This is a genomic window from Pseudoalteromonas sp. S8-8 (genome assembly GCF_000497875.1).
GTDB lineage: Bacteria > Pseudomonadota > Gammaproteobacteria > Enterobacterales > Alteromonadaceae > Pseudoalteromonas > Pseudoalteromonas arctica.
The window spans coordinates 46,478-69,013 of the sequence record NZ_AUTR01000039.1 but is presented as its reverse complement, the minus strand read 5'-3'; the positions used below and the strand labels follow the sequence as shown (position 1 = coordinate 69,013).

Annotated in this window: 15 protein-coding genes; 10 read left to right on the top strand and 5 right to left on the bottom strand. The window is 39.3% G+C overall.

The features are described from left to right. Window positions 1-34 precede the first annotated feature (34 nt). Entirely contained in the window at window positions 35-1,237 is a 1,203-nt protein-coding gene (locus L659_RS0113185) for a Bcr/CflA family efflux MFS transporter (RefSeq protein ID WP_024590839.1), read from the top strand. A gap of 34 nt (window positions 1,238-1,271) precedes the next feature. On the opposite strand, the gene grpE is transcribed toward L659_RS0113185, so the two are convergent. Both grpE and L659_RS0113175 read right to left on the bottom strand, forming a co-directional pair. Next, window positions 1,272-1,883, bottom strand: a complete 612-nt coding sequence (gene grpE, locus L659_RS0113180) for a nucleotide exchange factor GrpE (RefSeq protein WP_007375833.1) — start codon at window positions 1,881-1,883, stop codon at window positions 1,272-1,274. Between the two features lie 58 nt (window positions 1,884-1,941). Next, a complete protein-coding gene (locus L659_RS0113175) occupies window positions 1,942-2,907 on the bottom strand; it encodes an HrcA family transcriptional regulator (RefSeq protein WP_024590838.1) in 966 nt (321 codons plus the stop codon). Between the two features lie 154 nt (window positions 2,908-3,061). Between L659_RS0113175 and nadK the strand changes: the two genes are divergently transcribed. The 3 genes from nadK to recN all read left to right on the top strand — a co-directional run bounded on the left by nadK (window position 3,062) and on the right by recN (window position 6,330). Further along, window positions 3,062-3,946: an NAD(+) kinase gene (gene nadK, locus L659_RS0113170; protein WP_004335384.1), complete on the top strand. Its 885-nt coding sequence runs from the start codon at window positions 3,062-3,064 to the stop codon at window positions 3,944-3,946. A 77-nt stretch (window positions 3,947-4,023) separates the two neighbouring features. After that, a complete protein-coding gene (locus L659_RS0113165) occupies window positions 4,024-4,581 on the top strand; it encodes a hypothetical protein (protein WP_024590837.1) in 558 nt (185 codons plus the stop codon). A gap of 75 nt (window positions 4,582-4,656) precedes the next feature. Further along, window positions 4,657-6,330 (top strand): DNA repair protein RecN, encoded by a 1,674-nt coding sequence (gene recN, locus L659_RS0113160; RefSeq protein WP_007584560.1) that lies wholly within the window; start codon window positions 4,657-4,659, stop codon window positions 6,328-6,330. A gap of 371 nt (window positions 6,331-6,701) precedes the next feature. On the opposite strand, the gene L659_RS0113150 is transcribed toward recN, so the two are convergent. The 3 genes from L659_RS0113150 to gltB all read right to left on the bottom strand — a co-directional run bounded on the left by L659_RS0113150 (window position 6,702) and on the right by gltB (window position 14,530). Beyond that, window positions 6,702-7,724, bottom strand: coding sequence for a GGDEF domain-containing protein (locus L659_RS0113150; RefSeq protein ID WP_225913189.1), 1,023 nt, complete (start codon window positions 7,722-7,724; stop codon window positions 6,702-6,704). Window positions 7,725-8,647: 923 nt separating this feature from the next. Continuing rightward, window positions 8,648-10,063 carry an FAD-dependent oxidoreductase gene (locus tag L659_RS0113140; protein WP_007584567.1) on the bottom strand — a complete coding sequence of 472 codons (1,416 nt, stop codon included), beginning with the start codon at window positions 10,061-10,063 and terminating at the stop codon, window positions 8,648-8,650. A gap of 9 nt (window positions 10,064-10,072) precedes the next feature. Beyond that, window positions 10,073-14,530, bottom strand: a complete 4,458-nt coding sequence (gene gltB, locus L659_RS0113135) for a glutamate synthase large subunit (RefSeq protein ID WP_024590835.1) — start codon at window positions 14,528-14,530, stop codon at window positions 10,073-10,075. A 698-nt stretch (window positions 14,531-15,228) separates the two neighbouring features. On the opposite strand from gltB, the gene L659_RS0113130 reads away from it, so the two are divergent. From L659_RS0113130 to L659_RS0113105, 6 genes are all read left to right on the top strand, one after another. Continuing rightward, a complete protein-coding gene (locus tag L659_RS0113130; RefSeq protein ID WP_024590834.1) occupies window positions 15,229-16,482 on the top strand; it encodes an efflux RND transporter periplasmic adaptor subunit in 1,254 nt (417 codons plus the stop codon). 42 nt (window positions 16,483-16,524) lie between these two features. Further along, window positions 16,525-17,235 (top strand): ABC transporter ATP-binding protein, encoded by a 711-nt coding sequence (locus L659_RS0113125; RefSeq protein ID WP_004335374.1) that lies wholly within the window; start codon window positions 16,525-16,527, stop codon window positions 17,233-17,235. Between the two features lie 3 nt (window positions 17,236-17,238). Then, window positions 17,239-18,552: an ABC transporter permease gene (locus L659_RS0113120; RefSeq protein WP_024590833.1), complete on the top strand. Its 1,314-nt coding sequence runs from the start codon at window positions 17,239-17,241 to the stop codon at window positions 18,550-18,552. Window positions 18,553-18,563: 11 nt separating this feature from the next. Beyond that, window positions 18,564-19,772: an ABC transporter permease gene (locus L659_RS0113115; protein WP_024590832.1), complete on the top strand. Its 1,209-nt coding sequence runs from the start codon at window positions 18,564-18,566 to the stop codon at window positions 19,770-19,772. A 71-nt stretch (window positions 19,773-19,843) separates the two neighbouring features. Continuing rightward, entirely contained in the window at window positions 19,844-21,175 is a 1,332-nt protein-coding gene (locus L659_RS0113110; RefSeq protein ID WP_024590831.1) for a sigma-54-dependent transcriptional regulator, read from the top strand. Further along, on the top strand, window positions 21,175-22,488 hold the full coding sequence (locus tag L659_RS0113105; RefSeq protein WP_024590830.1) for a sensor histidine kinase: 1,314 nt from the start codon (window positions 21,175-21,177) through the stop codon (window positions 22,486-22,488). Before L659_RS0113110 ends, L659_RS0113105 begins: the two co-directional genes overlap by 1 nt. Window positions 22,489-22,536: the final 48 nt, after the last annotated feature.

Sequence of the window (22,536 nt, the reverse complement as noted above, 5' to 3'; positions counted from 1 at the left end):
TAGCCCTTGTTTTTAGTGATTGTTGAGTTTACACATGGACGCCTCAGCCTCGTCTTTTAATACCCGTATTTTATTGCCTTTATTAGCCAGTATCGTGGCGATTACTCCTTTGGCTATTGATATGTATTTGCCCGCCATGCTGGTAATTGCAAGCGATTTACAAACTAATATGCCAAATGTACAAATATCGTTGAGTATTTACTTAGCGGGTTATTCATTGGGGATGTTATTTTTTGGCCCTATTGCCGATCAAATTGGCCGCCGTAAGCTCGCACGTATTGGCTTAACCCTATTTGGCGCAAGCTCACTTGCACTCGCATTTACAACCGAAATCCATGCGTTTTGGACTCTTAGAGCAGTGCAAGCATTTACGGGAGCTGCAGCTACCGTAGTCGTACCAGGTATTATTCGCCATATTTATCAGCAAAATACAGCTAAGGGAATGTCGTATGTGTCGATGATCATGATGGTAGCACCGTTAGTAGCCCCCTCTGTTGGTTCGTTTATTTTAGGGTTTTCTGTTTGGTCAACCATATTCTTGGTGCTTGCTGGGTATAGCTTTTTTATATTGGCGTTTGTGCAAGTGTATCTAATCGATATTCCTATTCACAAAAACGAAAAAAAGGGGCTCGCTCTATTTTTTGATAGCTATAAAACAGTACTCAGTAATAAAGACGCACGTGCGGATATACTCAGTTCTATGTTTGTATCGTTTGGATTTTTTTGCTTTTTAACCTCAGTACCTTTTATATATTTGGATTTATATGAAGTATCAGAACAATTATTTGGTGTGTTATTTGCGTTTAATGTAATGGCGCTGATGTTTGGTAACTTTTTAAATACGCGAATTGTACCAAGGCTGGGCTCTCGAAAAATGCTCTATATTGGGCTTGTATGTGGGTTTGTATCGGGGCTTGCGCTGTTAACATTTAGCTTATTGCACTTATCACTTTATTATATTGTGGCTGCTATTGCGCCATTAATGATGAGTTTAGGTGTCACTGCAAGTAATGCTGATTCGCTAATATTAATGAAGTTTGAAAGAAACACAGGTACAGCAACGGCCGTAATTGGCACACTTCGTTTTGGTAGTGGTGCATTAGTTGGCCCGCTACTCGCCATTATGCACGCAAAAAGCGCAGTGCCATTTTCAAGTTTAATGTTTAGTGCTGTATTACTCACTATGCTCGTACAGCTAATTCACTATAAAAAAGACAAAAAAAATGCCTCAATATGAGGCATTTTTATCAAAGCTAATAATCTTAAATTAATTAAGCGTCAGCAGCTTTAGAAACCATAACCATTGCAGGGCGTAATAAACGACCATTCAATGTGTAACCTTTTTGCATAACAGCAAGTACTGTATTAGGTGTTACATCGTTACTTGGTTGAATTGACATTGCTTGATGAAAATCTGGATTAAACTGCTCACCTTGTGGGTTTACAATTTCAACACCAAATTTAGAAACAGCGTCATTAAAGCTCTTAACCGTCATATCGATACCTTCAAGCAACGGCTTTAGTGTCTCATTTTCTTTATCAGAAAATTCAATAGCACGTTCAAGGTTATCAATTACAGGTAGCAATTCGTTAGCAAATTTTTCTAGTGCAAATTTATGCGCTTTTTCTACATCTTGTGCGGCACGACGACGAATATTATCTACATCTGCTGCGGCACGAACAACGCCGTCTTTTTGATCAGCAATTGTTTGCTTTGCTGCTTCAAGCTCTGCATATAACATCGCAATTTCTGCTTCAGGGCTTTGTTCTTGTTCTGCATGCTGATCAGCGGCTTCTACTGCTGCTTCTACATCAGCCTGCATTTTAGAAATTTCTTCGTTTAATTCTACTTCTTGCTCAGGGTTTTGTGTCTGCTCAGACATAAAATACGTGCTCCAATTCTTTACAACTGCGGTAATTATGGGGATTGAATAAAAAGATTCAAGAGTTAGATGCCTCAATTAATTTAAATTCTTGAATTATTTCTTCAATCTGCGCTGATTTAGGACAAATTATACAAAAACGGCTTTGATATTCTTGATTTTTAAAGTACGGCACGCTTATTACAATTAATTCATCGCACTCAGTAAAAGGTAATTTTTCGCTATTAAGTACCGATACACCATTTTTAAAAGCAAGCTTATCTTCTACATAATTTAAAAACGAAACACCAATATTTAAACTTTGTTCGCAATCGATTTGTTTGTAGAGGTAATTTTCACCAACAACAATACTATTATCTGAGCCTAATTTTTGGCTTAGTTGTCGCGTCCATTGATTAAGCGAATCATGACAATTTCGAGGCGCTGTATTTGCCATAGCTTGCATACGGTACAAACCTTCCATTAAGGTTTGTTGGCTAAATACAGTATTCAACCACGTGGCAAATTGATAACGAACAGAGTCTGACGAATCATGAGGTTTATCAATACAAATATTGTGACTCTGCCCTGCCCTATCTATTAATAAAATAAGCCAGTCGGTAGAATCAAAATCAAGCACTTCTACTCTAAACACTTGCTGTGAACTGGCTTGAGGTAAACCAACACAACAACATACTTGGTATTTTTGGCTCAAACCATGCGCTAGCTCAACGAGTTGTGACTGCTGTGGTTGCCAATAATTAGCAATATCAGCAAGCACAAAAAATTCGTCAAACCAATAATCAAACCCTTCATTTGTCGGCACTCGCCCTGCGGATGTATGAGGTGAATACAATAAGCCCACTTTTTCTAAGCGAGCCATAGCATTACGAACCGTAGCCGAACACACTGCCATGCCTTTGAGCTTGGCAATTTTTGTTGATGGAACAGGCAAGCCTTCACCATTACAGTACATGTTCATAACAGCTGAAAAAATTTGCTGATCTCGTGGGTTTAGTTTCATGGTATCTACATCTTGTTGCATGAAAGAGATATCGGGGCGTTTAGTTCTTTTTCAAGTCGTGCAGCTAACTCACTGCGAATAAAATTGAAGGTTTATAGTATTGCTATAATCTGTATTTTCAAACACTTCTGTTTTGAGTTACTCTACTATTATTAAATCTCTTTGTGCGTACATTATGGACTCTCCTTTTAACACCATAGGCCTAATTGGCAAACCTAATCACCCGGGAGCCGCTGCTACCCTTCAGCGTTTACATACCTTTTTACTTGCGCTTGGCTTTGAGGTAATAGTAGAAAAACGCACAGGGAGTCAGTTAGACGATATTCCGCATGACAAACTTGTTAAGTTAGTCGACTTAGGTGAACAAGCCGATTTAGCCATTGTTGTAGGCGGTGACGGTAACATGCTTGGCGCAGCACGCGTACTTGCGCGCTTTAACATTGCTGTAATTGGTGTAAATAGAGGCAACCTTGGTTTTTTAACTGATTTAAACCCCGAAGGGTTTGAAGCGAGCTTAGAGCAAGTACTCAGTGGTGAGTATCTTGAAGAAAAACGCTTTTTATTAGAAGTAGAAGTATATCGCCACAACGAATTAAAAAGTGCAAACTCAGCCGTTAACGAAGCGGTACTTCATGCCGATAAAGTAGCGCACATGATTGAATTTGAAGCTTTCATAAATAATGACTTTGTGTTTTCTCAGCGCTCCGATGGTTTAATAGTATCAACCCCGACAGGCTCTACGGCGTATTCACTTTCAGGTGGCGGTCCAATATTAACGCCAGAACTAAATGCTATATCGTTAGTACCTATGTTTCCTCATACCTTATCTAGCAGACCTTTAGTGGTAGATGCCGATAATGAAGTTCGCTTAAAGCTAAGCCTAGAAAATACAGATAGCCTACAGGTAAGTTGCGACAGCCATGTTGTGCTTGCCGTATTACCCGGCGATGAGGTAGTAATTAAAAAAGCGGATAAACAATTGCGCTTAATTCATCCAAAAAATTACTCGTACTACAACGTTTTACGTACAAAACTGAATTGGGGTAGTCGTTTGTACTAATTTTATTGCCAAATTTAGTACTATAAAGCAAAATGGCGACTTAAAATAATAATCAACTAATTTAGGAACGAGTAGCAATGACTTATGTAGTATTCTTTGCTTTACTGCTATTAATTACACTTTTATACAGTTACCTCAAAATTGAGAGTAACCGTAAAAAAGCGATAGAAGCTAGAAAAAAGCTATTTAATGAACGTGTTTCGCATGTAAATACGCGCCTTAAAGCAAAGCTTAATGATCTACTTGATGCTAAAATAATTCGCCCAAAATACGTTCCTCGCATTCAAGCTATTGTAAATAATTTTTTTGTTGTTCAATCACATACAGACGAGAACTTGCAACAGCTTGAAGATACCGCCGACCTACTAATTAATACGTTGTCCAACGAGTTAATTAAAACCAATCAAACAAATATAATTCAACCATTGATCGATAATATACAGTACTTTGTATCTGAGTTGCCCCAGCAAGGAATTTTGTACAATAAGAGTTTTTATATTAATACATTACCTCCCCTCATTGCTCTGCTTAAAACCGAAGAGAGTATACAACCTACTGATATTGTTGATGATCAAATTGATGCATCTTCCCAAACTTCCGATACACAGTTTACTCAAGATGTAAGTGTTGCGTAAATAATAAAAAATTAATTTGCAAAAAACCAAAACACTGTATAAATTAACAGTTAATTGACTGGATGGATAAACAGTATGTTAATTGGTTTAGAAGTTAAAAATTTTGCAATCGTAAGTAATTTAAGCACCGAATGGCGCAGCGGTATGACTGCGATCACAGGTGAGACAGGTGCTGGTAAATCTATTGCTATTGATGCCCTATCGCTATGCTTAGGTGAGCGCGCTGAAGCATCAGCAGTTCGCCCAAGCTCTGATAAAGCAGAAGTATGTGCACAATTTGACTTAACAGATCTACCACTCGCTCAAGCATTTTTAGAGCAACATATGCTAAGCACTTCTGACAACGAGTGCTTATTACGTCGTGTTGTTTGTAAAAATGGCCGTAGTAAAAGCTATATTAATGGTAGTGCAGTTACCGCATCACAATTAAAAGAACTTGGTCAATATTTAATATCTATTCATGGACAACATGCCCACCAATATTTATTAAAAGCAGAGCATCAGTTACAGCTTTTAGATGCCTATGCAGGGCATCACCACTTAGTAAACTCAGTAAATAAAAACTATAAACAGTTTGCTAACTTACAAAAAGAATTTAAACACTTAGAACAACAACAGCAGCAACAAGCAGCGCAAAAACAATTGTTAGAGTATCAAGTTGCTGAGCTTGATGAATTTGCATTACAAGAAAATGAGTTTGATTTAATTGAGGCTGAGCATTACAAACTAAGCAATAGCCAAACAATATTAGAATCGTGCCAACGTGAGTTACAACACTTATATGAAAGTGATGAGCAAAACGCTTGCTCATTACTACAGCACAGCGCTCAACAATTTACCGAACTGGCTCAATATGACGAAAGTTTAGCAAGCGTAGCTGCTATGCTTAGCGAAGCCGCTGTACAAGTTGAAGAAGCAAGCCGCGAAGTGCGCAATTACACTGAGCAAGCAGATTTAGACCCGGCACGCTTAGTTGAAGTAGAAAATAGGCTAAGTGGAGCGATGGATTTAGCGCGTAAGCATCATATAAAACCACAGCAGTTAGTTGAGTTTCATCAATCGATTGCTCAAGAACTTGAGTCAATAAGTAATAATAGTAATCGTCTGGAGCAGCTTGAGTCAGAAATAGAAAGCGCGTTACTTAGTTACAAGCAAACTGCTGATGAATTAAGTAAAAGCCGCTGCGAGTATGCTAATACACTTAACACACTAATAAGTGAAAGCATGGCTAATTTATCAATGGAAAACGGTGTTTTTGAAATAGCCTTAACTCAAGAGAGTAATCGTACACCAAACAGCCTAGGCTTTGATAATGTCTCGTTTTTAGTATCAACTAATCCAGGGCAACCACTTCAGCCATTAGCTAAAGTAGCATCAGGTGGTGAGCTTTCTCGTATAAGTCTTGCTATACAGGTAATTATTGCCCAAAAAGTAACAACCCCAACACTTATTTTTGATGAAGTTGATGTAGGTATTTCTGGCCCAACGGCATCTGCTGTAGGTAAGTTATTACGCCAATTAGGTAAATCAACTCAAGTAATTTGTGTTACTCATTTACCGCAAGTTGCCAGTAGTGCACATCAGCAATTTTTTGTAGCTAAAGAAATAGCACAAGGCGAAACGTTTACTCATATGCTGCCTTTAAATAAAGATGGCCGTATTAATGAAATAGCCCGTTTACTTGGCGGCGATAACATAAGCAAAACAGCTAAAGCAAATGCTAAAGAACTAATAATGGCTCACGCCTAATGTGTTAGTAAATAACGTCTTCAAGGATTAAATAATGCACAGTACTTTAGTTGATTTTTGTATAATTTTAAGTTGGTTGTTATTAGTACTAAGCACCTGTTTAATTATATTTAGTAAATATAAACATACTTGTTTTAAACAACGTTTATTTAAGTTTTTAAATAGCTTTTTAGTTTTTCAACTAATCGTTGTGGCCTATTACTTTACTAGCGAAAAAATAAATGGACTAAGTGATTTAGGTGTTAGTTATTGGGTTTTAATTACAATGCAGATTGCGTGTATTGTAATATGCTACATGAGCTTAAAACGCAGAAAGGCTAAAATAAGGCCATCCCTTGATTCGTTTTCAATGGATTAAAGTAAATAAACATTTAAAAAGAGCACGTTCTGTTTTTACCTTGCTCTTTTGCTTTATAAAGTAGTTCATCAGCATGCTTAATATCTAGGTCAATTGAGCGCTCAGCGTTTGCAGCTGTGATGCCAATACTTAGCGTTATATTTACACTATCTGAAAATAAGCTTACAGCTGAAGCTTTAAGGGCATTATGGATTTTTTCTGCAACGAGCTCGCCCTCATCAACGGTTACATTTGGAATCACAATTAAAAACTCCTCACCGCCCCAACGTGAAGCAATCGCATTTTGCGGAATATTATTTTCAAATGTTTTGGCTAAATGGATAAGAGCTTCATCGCCAAAATCATGGCCGAATTGATCATTAATTTTTTTAAAATTATCTACATCAGCTAATAGTATTACAAATGGAATATTATTATTTTTAAGCTCATTTTTAAAAGCTATAAGCTTATTCATAGTGAAACGACGGTTTGGCAGATTAGTGAGTGGATCTATAGTTGCTAAAAATTCATTTTTTTGGCTTAAAGCAATTAATTTACTGCTGTATTTTTCTCTTGAAAATTCGTAATAACCACTCAGCGATGCAACAATTATAAAAGCGAGTATGATTCTGACTGGAAACTGCTCAGGATTGTAGTCATATATATTAAATGTATCAGCGCAATAGAAACCGAGAACAATCGCCGATAAAAATAAAATAATATCAAACGTCCCTCGTTTAAGCCCTCGAATTGAATAAGTAACAGGAGACACTATAAATATCCATATAGGCCCTGTACCTTGTGCTCCTCCTGTAAGTACCAGATAAAACATCAGTGCATACAGGTTATATAAAATTACAGTTGCAGACTTCTCTACACCTCTGCCTATATTAAACGCCGATAAGTAAACAAACGAAGAAACAACCAAAGTAAATGCTAATAAATAGCTGCTGTTAATAAATGCTAAGCTAGCCATCGAAAACGTTGCTATAAAGCCTATTGAGGAAAAGAACCGAACAATGAGCTTCCTTTCTAAATTGTTTGAATATTCGTACATAATTTCTATTTATTTATTAATGTATAAAAGCAAACTTATAGATATAAAGTAAGCAAACCGTAAACAGCGTGCAATAATGAACCTACTTTATATTTAAATCAACTATTAAGGTTAGTAATTAGCACTGACAATTGTGCACATATTTTTAGCCTCTTGCATTTATCTCAGGTAAGTACATTTTTACGATATTAAATTGCTTGGCACTAATACCATTTGCTAAATTATATAAGTACGCCCTTTTATTCCTGCAATAATCGAACTGACTGGTAGTCAAAAAATAATTTAAACCTGCATAGTTAAAGATGGTAGTAACTATTCTATGAATTGTGCCTGGACCGAGTAAACAACACATTAATCAATAAAAGTGCCGTTACAAAAAAAATACACGCATTATACCAATCCGCGATAATACTCAATCAATTTCAAGGATTGAACTTGGCGCTAACTGCGTTAAAACTTTCGAGATACGACTGCATGAATACAAAGCAATGTAGAGGTAATTGCCGAGAACACCTAAGTAACGAAACTTTAGCCTCATTATCGACATAATTTTGTTATTTCAAAATAGATTACTTAATTAAGCGAATTGGTATTAGAGTATATAAACGACATAGAAGAAAGAAGTGTCGATAACGTTTATATATATGAAACGAGCCCTGAAAGCCGCTTAGTAGATACCCAAAGAAATCGCATTTGGCTTAGAAAGAACAACCCATAATAACAAAGCAGTTTCTCTGAAAGTTACTATATAAGGTTTCTACATGAAGTTACTAACAAAAGGTGTTGTTCAAGAAAGCCATACAAAAGGTGGTATAAATATAGCCCCATTTGTCACTAATTACGTTGACATTACATTTGGATAAAACAAATAAAAAAGCAAGCCACTTGGCTTGCTTTAAATATCGTTATTTTAACACGAAAAATTAAACTTTTAAGTAATCCATAATACCTTCTGCAGCGTTACGTCCTTCAAAAATAGCAGTTACCACTAAATCTGAACCACGTACAATGTCGCCACCAGCAAATATTTTAGGGTTAGTAGTTTGATGTGTAAACTCACCTTGTTCTGGTGCGTTAATACCGCCCCAGTTGTTTATTTCTACATCGTATTTTTCTAACCAATCCATTTTGTGAGGTTGGAAACCAAACGCCATAATAACTTGATCAGCTTCAATAACATGTTCTGAACCAGGTACTTCTTCAGCACGGCTTCTGCCTTTTGCGTCAGGTTCGCCTAATTTAGTTTTAACCATTTTAACGCCGGTCACTTTACCTTTATCGTTCAATACAATGCCTTTAGGCTGAACGTTATACGTAAATATAACGCCTTCTTCTTTCGCGTTTTTAACTTCACGTTTAGAGCCTGGCATATTTTCTTTATCACGACGATAAGCACACGTTACTTTTGCAGCATTTTGTCGAATAGACGTACGCACACAGTCCATCGCTGTATCACCACCGCCAAGTACAACTACTTTTTGATTAGCCATATCAATACACGGTTGTTTTGTCTCGTCGTAGCCCATTACACGGTTCGTGTTACCAATCAAAAACGGCAATGCATCGTGAACACCCGCTGCATCTTCATTTTCAAGACCTGCACGCATACTCTGATACGTACCAACCCCTAAAAACACAGCGTCGTAATCAGCTAAAATTTGATCAAGTGTAATATCAACACCTACTTCAACATTTAACTTAAATTCTACGCCCATTTCAGTGAAAATTTCACGGCGCTTTTGCATTACTGATTTTTCAAGTTTAAAAGAAGGAATACCAAATGTGAGTAGTCCACCTATTTCTGGGTGACGATCAAACACCACGGGTTTAACACCGTTGCGCACCAAAATATCAGCACACCCTAAACCTGCAGGGCCCGCACCAATAATGGCTACTTTTTTGTCAGTCCATGTTACATAAGACATATCAGGCTTCCAGCCCATTTTAAATGCCTCATCAGTAATGTATTTTTCAATATTACCAATTGTAACAGCACCAAACTCTTCATCGAGCGTACACGAGCCTTCACACAAGCGGTCTTGTGGGCAAACACGCCCACAAACCTCTGGTAAGCTATTTGTACGATGAGAAAGCTCAGCCGCCTCTATAATACGGCCCGTGCGTATTAACTTTAACCATTGTGGAATGTAGTTATGTACTGGACATTTCCACTCACAGTATGGGTTACCACAATCTAAACAACGGTCAGCTTGTGAGTTAACCTGATTCTCTGAAAAGGGTTCGTAAATTTCTACGAAAGATTTTTTACGTGACGAGATTGGTTTTTTGCGTGGATCTACACGCTGCACGTCTATAAATTGATATACATTTTCGCTCATACTGCCCCCTTATTGCGCCTGAACACGTAGTTCGGCACTACTGCGAGCGCGATGCCCGAGTAAACTTTTTACGTCACTTGAGATTGGCTTAACTAATTTAAACATAGGTAAGTACAATTCAAAGTTAGCCAAAATACTTTCTGCTCTGCATGAACCTGTAAGCTCTAAGTGCTCAGCTATCAATCCACGTAAATGCTCTTGATGCGATGTTAATTCATCAAGCGTTACTATTTCGACAAGCTCTGGATTAATGCGTTTTTCAAAATCATTTCGCTCATCTAAAATATAAGCAAAACCACCTGTCATACCCGCGCCAAAGTTAACGCCTACATTGCCCAGTACACATACAACGCCGCCCGTCATGTATTCACAACAGTTGTCACCTACACCTTCAACAACCGCTTGCACACCTGAGTTACGTACTGCAAAACGCTCGCCTGCACAACCTGCAGCAAACAGCTTGCCGCCTGTTGCACCGTATAAACATGTGTTGCCTGCAATTGTGGCTTTGTGACTTTCGAACGAAGAGCCAAGTGGTGGACGAATAACTAGCTTACCGCCCGCCATGCCTTTACCTACGTAATCGTTTGCATCGCCAACCAGTGTCATTTCAAGGCCACCGGCATTCCACACACCAAATGATTGACCGGCAGTACCGTGTAGCTCAATTGCTACAGGATCTGCCGCCATACCTTGGTTGCCATATTTATCGGCAATATAGCCAGAAAGCATTGCACCTACCGATCTGTCCGTATTACAAATACGACTTACTAGTGAAATACCGCTTGAAGCATCAATTGCCTCTTGTGCTTTAGCAAGCAAACTTTCGTTTAACTTACCTAAGTAATGCGAGCTATTTGGCGCGCTACAATAAAGCGTTTCGCCAGTTGGGTTATTTGGCTGAGCTAAAACAGACGATAAATCAATTTTCTTCTGTTTTGCTGTTTTGCCTTCAATTGCTTCAAGCAAATCTAAACGACCGATTAAATCAGTTAAATTTACAACACCCAAGCTTGCCATGATTTCACGTGCTTCTTGCGCTATAAACTTAAAGTAGTTCATCGCCATTTCTGGTAAGCCGTGGTAATGCTTTTGACGAAGTGTTTCGTCTTGTGTTGCAACACCGGTCGCACAGTTATTTAAATGGCAAATTCGTAAGTATTTACAACCAAGCGCAACCATTGGGCCGGTACCAAAGCCAAAACTTTCTGCACCTAAAATTGCCGCTTTAATTATATCTAAACCCGTTTTTAAGCCACCATCTGTTTGCAAGCGAATACGATGACGCAGTCCATTTTCAACAAGGGCTTGCTGCGTTTCTGCAAGTCCTAGTTCCCATGGGCTACCTGCATATTTAACTGAAGTAAGTGGGCTTGCGCCTGTACCGCCGTCGTAGCCAGAAATAGTAATTAAATCGGCATACGCTTTAGCAACACCCGTTGCAATGGTTCCTACGCCTGGTTCTGAAACCAGTTTTACAGAAATAAGTGCTTTAGGGTTTACTTGTTTCAAATCGAAAATTAGCTGTGCTAAATCTTCAATTGAGTAAATATCGTGATGTGGTGGTGGCGAAATTAATGTAACACCTGGAACAGAATAACGAAGCTTAGCAATATACGGGGTTACTTTTTCACCCGGTAATTGTCCGCCTTCGCCTGGTTTTGCACCTTGCGCTACTTTAATTTGAATAACGTCAGCACTGCGTAAGTAATGCGGCGTTACGCCAAATCGACCTGAAGCGACTTGCTTAATACGCGAGTTTTTCTCGGTACCATAACGCAGCTTATCTTCACCGCCTTCACCAGAGTTTGAACAACCACCTAAGCGGTTCATTGCAATTGCTAGAGCCTCATGCGCTTCTGGCGATAATGCACCAATACTCATTGCTGCTGAATCGAAACGCTTGTATAGGTTTTCTGCAGGCTCTACATCATCGATGCTAATGCCTTGCTCTGGAATTTTAAGCGCAAGCATGTCACGTAAAGTGGCAATAGGACGCGTATTAACAAGTTTTGCATATTCACTGTAATCACTATATTCACCAGAACGAACTGCTTCTTGCAGGGTTTGGATTACATCAGGATTATAAGCATGATACTCGCCGCCATGTACGTACTTAAACAAGCCGCCGTGGCTTAATAATTTACGCTTACTTAGAGCGAGTTTGTGTAAGCTTTGCTGATCGTCATCAAAGTCGGTAAAGCATGCGCCCTGTATGCGACTTGCCACACCTTTAAAGCACATTTGTACAATAGCGTCAGATAAACCAACCGCTTCAAACAACATTGAGCAGCGATATGACGCAACCGTACTTATGCCCATTTTAGACATGATTTTGTATAAGCCCTTGTTAATGGCTTTACGGTAAGCAAGAGTTACTTCGCAATACGACTTATTAATAATTTTGCTGTCGCTCATCGCAACTAACGATTCATACGCAAGGTATGGATAAATTGCCGTAGCACCAAAGCCTAATAACACAGCAAACTGATGCGCATCACGCACGCTACCGGTTTCAATGATAATGTTTGATTCACAGCGAAGATTGTTATCAACTAATCGTTTTTGTACCGCACCTACAGCCATAGCTGCTGGAATCGGCAAATTTGCTTCATCAAAGTTACGGTCAGTTAAAATAAGCATGATACAACCAGCGGCTGCTTTTTCTTGTGCTTGGTCACAAATACGCGTTACCGCATTTTCTAAACCTTCTTCAACTGTGTAGGTAATATCAATTTTACAGTAGCTGTAATGCGCTTCATCAGCATTTAATAGCTGCTGCATGTCTGCGTACATTAAAATTGGCGTATCAAACTGTAGGCGCTTAGCGTGGCCTGTTGTTTCGTTAAATACGTTTTGCTCACTACCAATACATGTCGCAAGTGACATTACATGATTTTCACGCAGTGGATCGATAGGTGGGTTTGTTACTTGCGCAAATTTTTGGCGGAAGTAATCATAAAGCGAACGATGCCCTTCACTAAGCACAGCAAATGGCGTGTCATCACCCATTGAGCCGGTTGCTTCTTGGCCGTTTTCACCCATTACACGAATAACACTATCAAGCTCTTCGTTGGTATAACCAAACATTTTTTGATATTTAGCTAGCGTTTCGTCATCAAATGAGCGATTACCGGCGTCTTGCTCAGTAAGCTCTTCAAATGGTACTAAACGTTTAACGTTCTCTTCAAGCCATGACTTGTAAGGATGGCGAGACTTTAAATCTTGATCGATTTCATCTGAGTGCCAAATTTTGCCAAGCTTAGTATCAATAACTAATAATTCACCTGGACCAACACGGCCTTTTTCAACCACTTCATCGGCAGTGTAATCCCAAATACCCACTTCTGATGCAAGCGTAATAAAGCCATCTTGTGTAATTACATAACGCGCTGGGCGAAGTCCATTACGGTCAAGGTTACAAGCCGCAAAACGACCATCCGACATAACAATACCTGCCGGGCCATCCCATGGTTCCATATGCATAGAGTTAAAGTCGTAAAATGCACGTAAATCGTCGTCCATTGCACGGTTTTTCTGCCATGCAGGTGGCACGAGCATACGCATAGCGCGGAATAAATCCATGCCACCAGCTAAAAATAGCTCAAGCATATTATCTAGGCTTGATGAATCAGAACCGGTTTCGTTTACAAACGGCGCTGCGCTTTGTAAATCAGGAATAAGCGGTGACGCAAACTTATATGAACGTGCGCGTGCCCACTGGCGGTTACCTTCAATAGTATTAATTTCACCATTGTGTGCTAAATAGCGGAAAGGTTGAGCTAAAGGCCAACGCGGCTGAGTATTAGTAGAAAAGCGCTGATGGAAAACACAAATCGCACTCGTCATACGAATATCAGCTAAATCCAGGTAAAAATTTGGTAAATCTGCAGGCATCATTAAGCCTTTATAGATAGTTACCAAACCAGATAAACTTGCGATATAGAAAGCTTCGTCATCAACAATGCGCTTTTCAGCGCGGCGGCGTGCTACATATAAGCGACGCTCTAAGTCTTTAGAACGCCAACCTTCTGGCGCGCTAACAAAAATTTGTTCAAAACCTGGTAATTGCTGTACAGCAATAGGACCCAACATAGATGGGTCGGTTGGCACAACGCGCCAACCTAAAATATTTAACGTTTCTTTTTCTAATTCTTCGCTAAGTATTTGTTTTGCAGCTTGCGCTAAAACAGGGTCTGAATTTAAAAATATCATACCCACTGCGTAGTTTTTGCCTAAGTGCCAGTTATGTTCACTAGCAATAGCACGGAAAAAGCTATCTGGTTTTTGTAATAATAAACCACAGCCATCACCTGTTTTACCATCGGCAGATATACCGCCACGGTGCTGCATGCGATCAAGCCCCGTAATAGCAGTACGAATAAGCCTATGACTAGCTTGACCATTAACTTGGGCTATTAAGCCAAAGCCACAATTTTCTTTTTCTAACTTTGAGTCGTATAACATAGACCCCTCCCCTTGCTGCACTGTTAGCGTGGATGAACTGCTCGACGATTTGCTAACAGACGGACAAAACTAGCCTCTATCGTAAATAGAGTCAATAGCACTTTGAATACATATTCACATTCTTGAATATTTCTCACTTCATAGCAAGATTTCTTTTTATCATTATTTTTAACATTTAGCGTTATTTTAACCACTATTTTTTCATGACACTGGTGTCAAGTTTAACATATTGTAAAAAACACGAGCCTTCAGCGTGCCAGCTTACGTAAACGTAAAGGCAACCGAAAGTGAATAAGTATTCAGCGCTAGAGGGGCTATTCAGTTAACATTTAGATAGTTTTATGCTATTTCATTACTTTAATGGCTTAACATCCCCGATTATTGCTGCTCATTAGTATAGTTATGAAAATTCATGTCATTTTTTGTACGTTAATAGTGAATTTTTATTTAAAACTATGTCCGATGCGGACACATAAACTGTCCGCGGACATAAATTTCAATAACAAAAAAACAAAATCACTTAAATATCAATAGGATAATAATTGGCATATTAATCGTATAGCTTTATATATAATCGCTAATTGGAATTACTATGTTTACTCTAAGCTTATTTTTACTCTCTCCTATTGCCGCTATTTGCACAGCAGCTTTATTACTGCTGTGCGAAAAATACATAAAAGCAATTTAGGGGAAATTAAATGATTAAAGATACCAGCGCACAAGACGTACAAGTAAAGGCACCTATAAGCTATAAAAAATACGCGATAATCACTGCGATTGTTTTCATTGTGGTCTCTGCAATTGCTTATATTTTTTTAACGAGCCATAGCGCTAAAAGCTCTATTAGCCGCTCAAAAGTACAGATTGCAAAAGTACATGTTAAAGCGCTCATTCGAGACATTGCCGCCAGTGGTAAAATTGTTGCTGCTAATGCTCCTAAAATCTACAGTCCAGAACGTGGATTTATAGATTTAAAAGTAAAGGCCGGCGATACAGTAAAGCAAGGCGACACACTTGCCCTGCTGCAAAGCCCTGAGTTAACTAATGAATTGAAGCAACAGGAGTCTGTACTTAAAAGACTTGAAGGCGAACAGCAAAGGCAACATTTGCAAGCAAGACGCCAAACACTCACTTTAAATAAAACACTCGATATGGCACAAGTCGAGCTTAACGCCGCTGAGCGCGAAAATCGTCGCGCACAGTTATCAATACAAAAGCACTTAATTAGCCAAATTGATCTAGAAAAAGCAGTTGATGATTTATCCCGAGCTAAGCTCTCCTATAAGCATGCGCAGCAAGAGGTATTGCTTGCCAAAGACACGCTCGCTTTTGAACTACAAGCTGCTAAAAGTGATGTAACCCGCCAACAACTTATTGTTGATGACTTAATCCGAAAAGTAAGCAACCTATCTATTAAAGCTACCGTTACAGGGATCGTGGGTAACCTATTAGTGCAACAAAAAGCCGCAGTGACGCAAAGCCAACCTCTTATGACTCTCGTCGACTTAAGTAATTTTGAAGCCGAACTCCAGGTTCCTGAAAGTTACGCAAACGAATTAGGGCTCGGTATGGAAGTAGAGCTTAAGTTAGGCAATGAAACAGTGATGGGGAATTTATCCGCCATATCACCAGAAGTTAATAATCGTGAAGTAACAGCACGCGTCCGGTTTAAAGGTGTTACTAACAACATTCGTCAGAACCAACGCTTAACTGCACGTATTTTACTCGACAACCGAGAAGGTGTAATGCAAGTAAAGCGTGGTGCATTTATGCAGCAAGGCGGAATTATAGCTTATAAAGTCGATGGCAATATCGCAAAGCGTATACCTATTATAATAGGCGCCACCAGCATTAATGCGGTTGAGCTTTTAAGCGGACTAAAAGAAAACGATGAAATTATTATTTCAAGCTACAGCGACTTTAAGCAAGCCAACACGATTTTATTAAATTAAACAGACGTTCTCAACCAACGCTAAAAATAATTAGGAACAACCATGTTACAAATGAACAATGTAAGTAAAGTATACCAAACAGAAATGGTACAAACCCATGCGCTTCGAGATTTTAATCTGCAAGTAAACGAAGGCGAATTTATTGCTGTTACTGGTCCTAGCGGCTCAGGAAAAACAACCTTTTTAAATATTGCAGGTATGCTCGAGCCTTTTAACGAAGGTGAATACCTGTTGGATGGCGTTAATGTTGGCAGCCTAAACGATAACCAACGTGCTGATTTACGTAATCAAAAAATTGGCTTTATATTCCAAGGCTTTAATTTGATCCCCGATTTAAATTTATATGAAAACATAGAAGTTCCTCTTCGCTACAGAGGGATTAAAGCAAATGAGCGAAAACGTCGAATTGAGCAATGCCTTGAACAAGTTGGTTTAGCATCTCGCGCTAAACACTTACCTCAACAACTCTCCGGTGGCCAGCAACAACGTGTTGCAATAGCCCGTGCGCTTGCTGGTGAACCTCGTTTTTTACTTGCCGATGAGCCAACAGGTAACCTTGACAGCTTAATGGCTCGCCAAGTTATGGAGTTACTTGAACAAATCAATCGCGACGGTGCCACTATTGTAATGGTAACGCATGATAGCGAATTAGCCCGCCGTGCTCCGCGTAATATTCAAGTAGTTGATGGGCAGCTTGCCGACTTTACACTTTATCAGGGCGCGCAAACTATAAAAACAGCATCGGGGGTTTAACTAATGTTTATTCATTATTTAGATTTAAGTTGGCGCAGCTTCAAGCGCACCCCACTGGTTAGCTTTTTAATGGTACTTGCCATTGCGATAGGTATAGGCATAACAATGACCAGCCTTAGTGTTTATCACATGATGTCGGCCGATCCTATCCCAGAAAAAAGCAGCCAACTTTACAGTGTGCAATTACAAACAATGGACGATGGTAGTACGTGGTGGACAGAAGATAACATGCCACTGCAACTGACCTATCAAGATGCTGAGAACTTATTAAACGCACCCACGTCAGAGAAAAAAGTGGCTATGATGCGTACCGGCTTTTCAGTTTATCTGGACTCCGACAAAATAAAACCTTTTATAGGTAATGCTCGCATGACAACGCCTGACTTTTTTAGCATGTTTAATTTGTCATTTCTATACGGAGGGGCTTGGAGCAAAGAGCAAGAAGACTCAGCCGCACCTGTGGTTGTTATTACCCAAGAGATAAACGATAAACTATTTGCAGGACAAAACTCCGTCGGAGAACTGATTTACTTAGATGATGCAAGCTATCAAGTAGTTGGTGTTATTAACCATTGGCCTCTCAATATTAAATATTATGATTTAAATAACGGTGCATTTAATCAAGTAGAAGAGTTATTTATGCCCTTTAGCTTAATAAAGGCAAAAGAGCTCGTAAGTTGGGGCAATAGCAATGGATGGAAACACGAAAATACACCAACCTTTGCAGATAAACTGCAATCTGAGCAAGTATGGATCCAGTTTTGGGCAGAGCTAAATACGCTTGAACAAAAACAAGCCTATCAAAATTACTTATTAGCCTATATGCAAGAACAACAAAAACGTGGTCGATTTAATCGTAAAGAACTTGAGTATAAACTTCGCGATGTAAACCAATGGATGCAATACAACAACGTCGTCACCGAAGACAATAAAATTTTAGTGGGCCTGAGCTTTATGTTCTTAGGTGTCTGCTTAGCCAATATTTTAGGTTTACTTTTAGCTAAGTTTTTACGCAGAGCGCCAGAAGTAGGTGTAAGGCGCGCATTAGGTGCTAGTAAAAGGCAAATATTTTTACAGCACTTAGTTGAGGTCGCCATGCTTGGCTTTATAGGTGGCATGCTAGGGATTGTACTAGCACAACTTGGCTTAATGGGCGTAGGGCAAAGCTACGACTACTATGAAAACTTAGCAACAATGGATTTAACTATGCTATTGAGCGCCCCATTGATTGCAATTACAACCTGCATTTTGGCTGGTTTGTACCCAGCTTGGCTAGTGTGCAAAACCAACCCTGCCATTTATCTTAAGAGCCAATAAGGAATTTAACAATGTTAGAAATAAAACCTATATTCAACGCCTTATGCCGCTCAAAGGTGGGGGCTGTATTACTGCTAATTCAAATTGCAATCACAACGGCAATAGTCAGTAATGCTGCATTTATCATTCAAGACAGAATTAGCTATTTAAACCAAGAAACGGGCTACCCTGAACAAGATATATTTAAGTTTAATGTAATGACCTTTGGTACTGATATTAACTTAAGTCAGCAGTTTGAGCTTGATGAAAGCATGCTTAGAAAAATGCCAGGCGTGGTCGATGCCGCATTAAGCAGTAGTATTCCGCTATCAGGGAGTGGCAGCGCTTCGAGCTTTAATTTAAAACCTGCTCCACAAGAAGGCCTAAGTGTCAGGACCGCTTATTTTTTTATAGATGACCACGCAATTAATACCTACGGCGTTAACTTAATTGCAGGGCGAAACTTTACCGAAGATGAAGTGCTCGTTACAAACGAAATTACACAAAAGCGCACCAACGTCACTATAGTCACTAAAGCCTTACTTGATGAGCTCTACCCTGATGGAGATGGTTTAGGGAAAATAGTTTATTTTGGCGACCTACCACTTAAAATTATTGGCGTAATCGGAAAAATGAAAGGCCCGTGGCTCAAAGACAGTAAACCCGATAATCTTGCGTTTATTCCTTATATTAAAGCAGCAAGTTATGCACAAGTTGCCGTTCGTACAGAGCCTGGTCAGCGAGCAGCTGTAATGAAAGAAATAGAAAATGCTATGCTCGAAAATTACAGCAAACGCGTTATTAATAACATTAAAGGACTTGATGAATTAAAAAATGAGTATACCGCTCAAGATCGCCTCATGATGCGCATGCTCATAGTATTAATCACTATTTTAGTGCTTATAACCGCTCTCGGTATTTTTGGCTTAACCTTATTTAATATTAGCAAACGTACTAAGCAAATTGGTACACGCAGAGCACTTGGCGCAAGAAAGTCAGCTATTGTTAGCTACTTTTTAGTAGAAAATGCATTAATTTGTAGCCTAGGTTTAGCCTTAGGTGTAGTAACTGCAATACTGCTTGGGAAAATGTTAATGCAGTATTTTTCTGTAGCTGCACTACCGCCAAGTTATATAGCCGTTACCGCCATTGCCGTATTTTTAATGAGCTTACTTGCGGTATTAGCGCCGGCTAAACGCGCTGCTAATATTTCGCCCAGTATCGCAACTCGCACTATTTAATAATATGTAAATCACTATGCTACACTGCTTAGTAAGGCAGTGTAGCCATTAAAAAATTATAAAAATAACCTATGACTCATAAAATACTCATTGTTGATGATAACCAAGCAGTACTCGACGCACTTTCGTTATTGCTCGAAATCCACGACTTTTCGGTAGTCACTGCAACAAATCCGTTTGATGCTCTGCAAATAGTTCGCTATCAGCGAATTGAGCTTGTAATTCAAGACATGAACTTTACCAGCGACACAACCTCTGGCGAAGAAGGTAAAACGTTGTTTTATGAACTACGAGAAATAAACCCACACCTCCCTATTATACTTATTACAGCCTGGACCGAACTTGCTACCGCTATTGAGCTTGTAAAAGCAGGTGCTGCCGATTACTTACCAAAACCCTGGGATGATGCAAAACTACTAGTTTGTATCAGTAACTTAATAGAGCTAGGCAGTGCTAAAAAAATAGTGGCGACACATAATCGCCATCAACAAGAGCGTGAAGGTACATTTAAAAGCGCAGACCTTGCCGGGCTAATATTTAAAAGCACGGCTATGGAACGACTGGTCACTATGGCGCTACAAGTAGCTAAATCTGATATATCTGCATTAATTACAGGCCCTAATGGAAGTGGTAAAGAGTGCATTGCGCATATCATTCAAAAAAACTCCCCACTTGTATCGCAACCTTTTATTAAGGTAAACGCAGGCGCACTACCACAAGAACTTATAGAAGCCGAACTTTTTGGCGCTGAAGCTGGCGCATACACGGGGATAACTAAACAACGTATTGGTCGATTTGAAGCAGCTGATGGCGGTACTTTATTTTTAGATGAAATTGGTAATTTACCACTTTCAGGACAAATAAAATTACTACGCGTAGTACAAACCGGCGAGTTTGAACGTTTAGGCTCAACACAAACACAAAAAGTAAATGTGCGAGTAATATCGGCTACTAACGAAAACTTACTACAAGCAATTGAACAAGGTCGATTTAGGGAAGACTTATATTATCGCCTTAATGTAATTGAACTCAATGTGCCTGCCCTTAGCGAAAGGCAAGATGATGTTTTAGCACTCATTAGCCACTTCTTACCTCACCGAGAGCTGACTATAAACACAGAGCAAGCACTTCAACATTATAAATGGCCAGGTAACGTTCGAGAGCTAGAAAATGCTTGTAAACGTGTAGCGGTACTAAAACCAACAGGTGCGCTTACAGTCGATGACTTTGCACTTTCGTCATCGGTTACTGCTCAACAAGAAGCAAAAGCAGAACCGACCAAACAGGAAATAGAACACGCAATGCGCGCTCATCAAGGTGTTATAGCCAAAGTGGCCCGTGAATTTGGTTTAAGCCGACAAGCTCTTTATCGTCGATTACAAAAAATGGGTATTGATTATTAATGCCAAACATTATTAGCCACTTTACCCTAAGCCAAAAGGTTGTGTTAATTTGCGCACTTTGTAGCGCGCTGCCTGTTTTTATTATTGCCGCACTTAGTGGTTTTGATATGTACTACACTCTGTTTTTAATATTACTAACGCTTGCATTTAGCACCTTGCTTTCAAGAGCTCTCACCAAGCCAATAAAGCTTGGCATGCAATCGCTCGAAACTGGATTGCTTAATTTTAAAGATGGTGAGCTCTCCAGCTTACTAGCATATAAAAGTAATGATGAACTTGGAAAACTATGCCGACTTTATAATCAAACCGCTAAACAGCTTCGCCAAGAAAAACAATGGATTTACCAGCGCGAGTTAATGCTTGATAAAGTATTGCAAAGCTCGCCGCAAGCGTTATTACTGGTCAATGATAATAATACGGTGGTATTTAGTAATTTAATTAGCCGTAGTTTATTTAATAGCGCAACCCGCCTTGAAGGTATGCAGCTAAGTAAATTACTCGAAAATTCGCCTCTGCAATTAATAGCAGCTATAGAGCACGGTGTTGATGGCCTCTTTAATATAGAAATAGAGAATCAAGACTCGCAAACTTGGCATTTAGCCACCGGGGAGTTTTTACTCAATAACCAAAAGCATCATTTATATATATTCAAACAATTAACCCGTGAGCTTAGTCGCCAAGAAGTTGCCGTGTGGAAAAAGGTAATACGCATTATCAGCCACGAATTGAATAATTCACTCGGCCCTATGTCGTCCATGTTACATAGCGCACAATTGCTCGCAAATAAAGTTGATGAGCCCCGCCTTGCCCGTGTATTTGCAACTATTGATGAGCGAATTAGTCATTTAACTGAATTTGTACAAGGCTATGGCAAGTTTGCTAAATTACCTCAGCCACAAAAAACACGGATTAACTGGCAAAACACACTCAATAATTTAAAGAATCACTGGCAATTTAGCTACGAAATAAAAAATTCACACAATGAATTACAAGCTGATCAAACACAACTCGAGCAGCTGCTCATAAACTTATTAAAAAATTCACACGAGTCAGGCTCCAACTCCAATGAAATACATATTCAGGTCGAATTTGTACCCCAAGCTTGTGTTATAAATGTGAGCGACTGCGGCAAAGGAATGAGCGAGCAAGTAATGGCAAATGCTTTAGTGCCCTTTTATTCTACAAAAAGTACGGGGAGTGGTTTAGGGCTAGCCTTATGCAGAGAAATAGCAGAAGCGCACCAGGGGCATATAAGTTTACATAACAAAATAGAGGGCGGCTTAAACGTACAAGTGAGCCTTCCTTATTCGTAAATTCACAAAAATTAAAAACAACAAAGCCACTTAAAAAGTGGCTTTGTG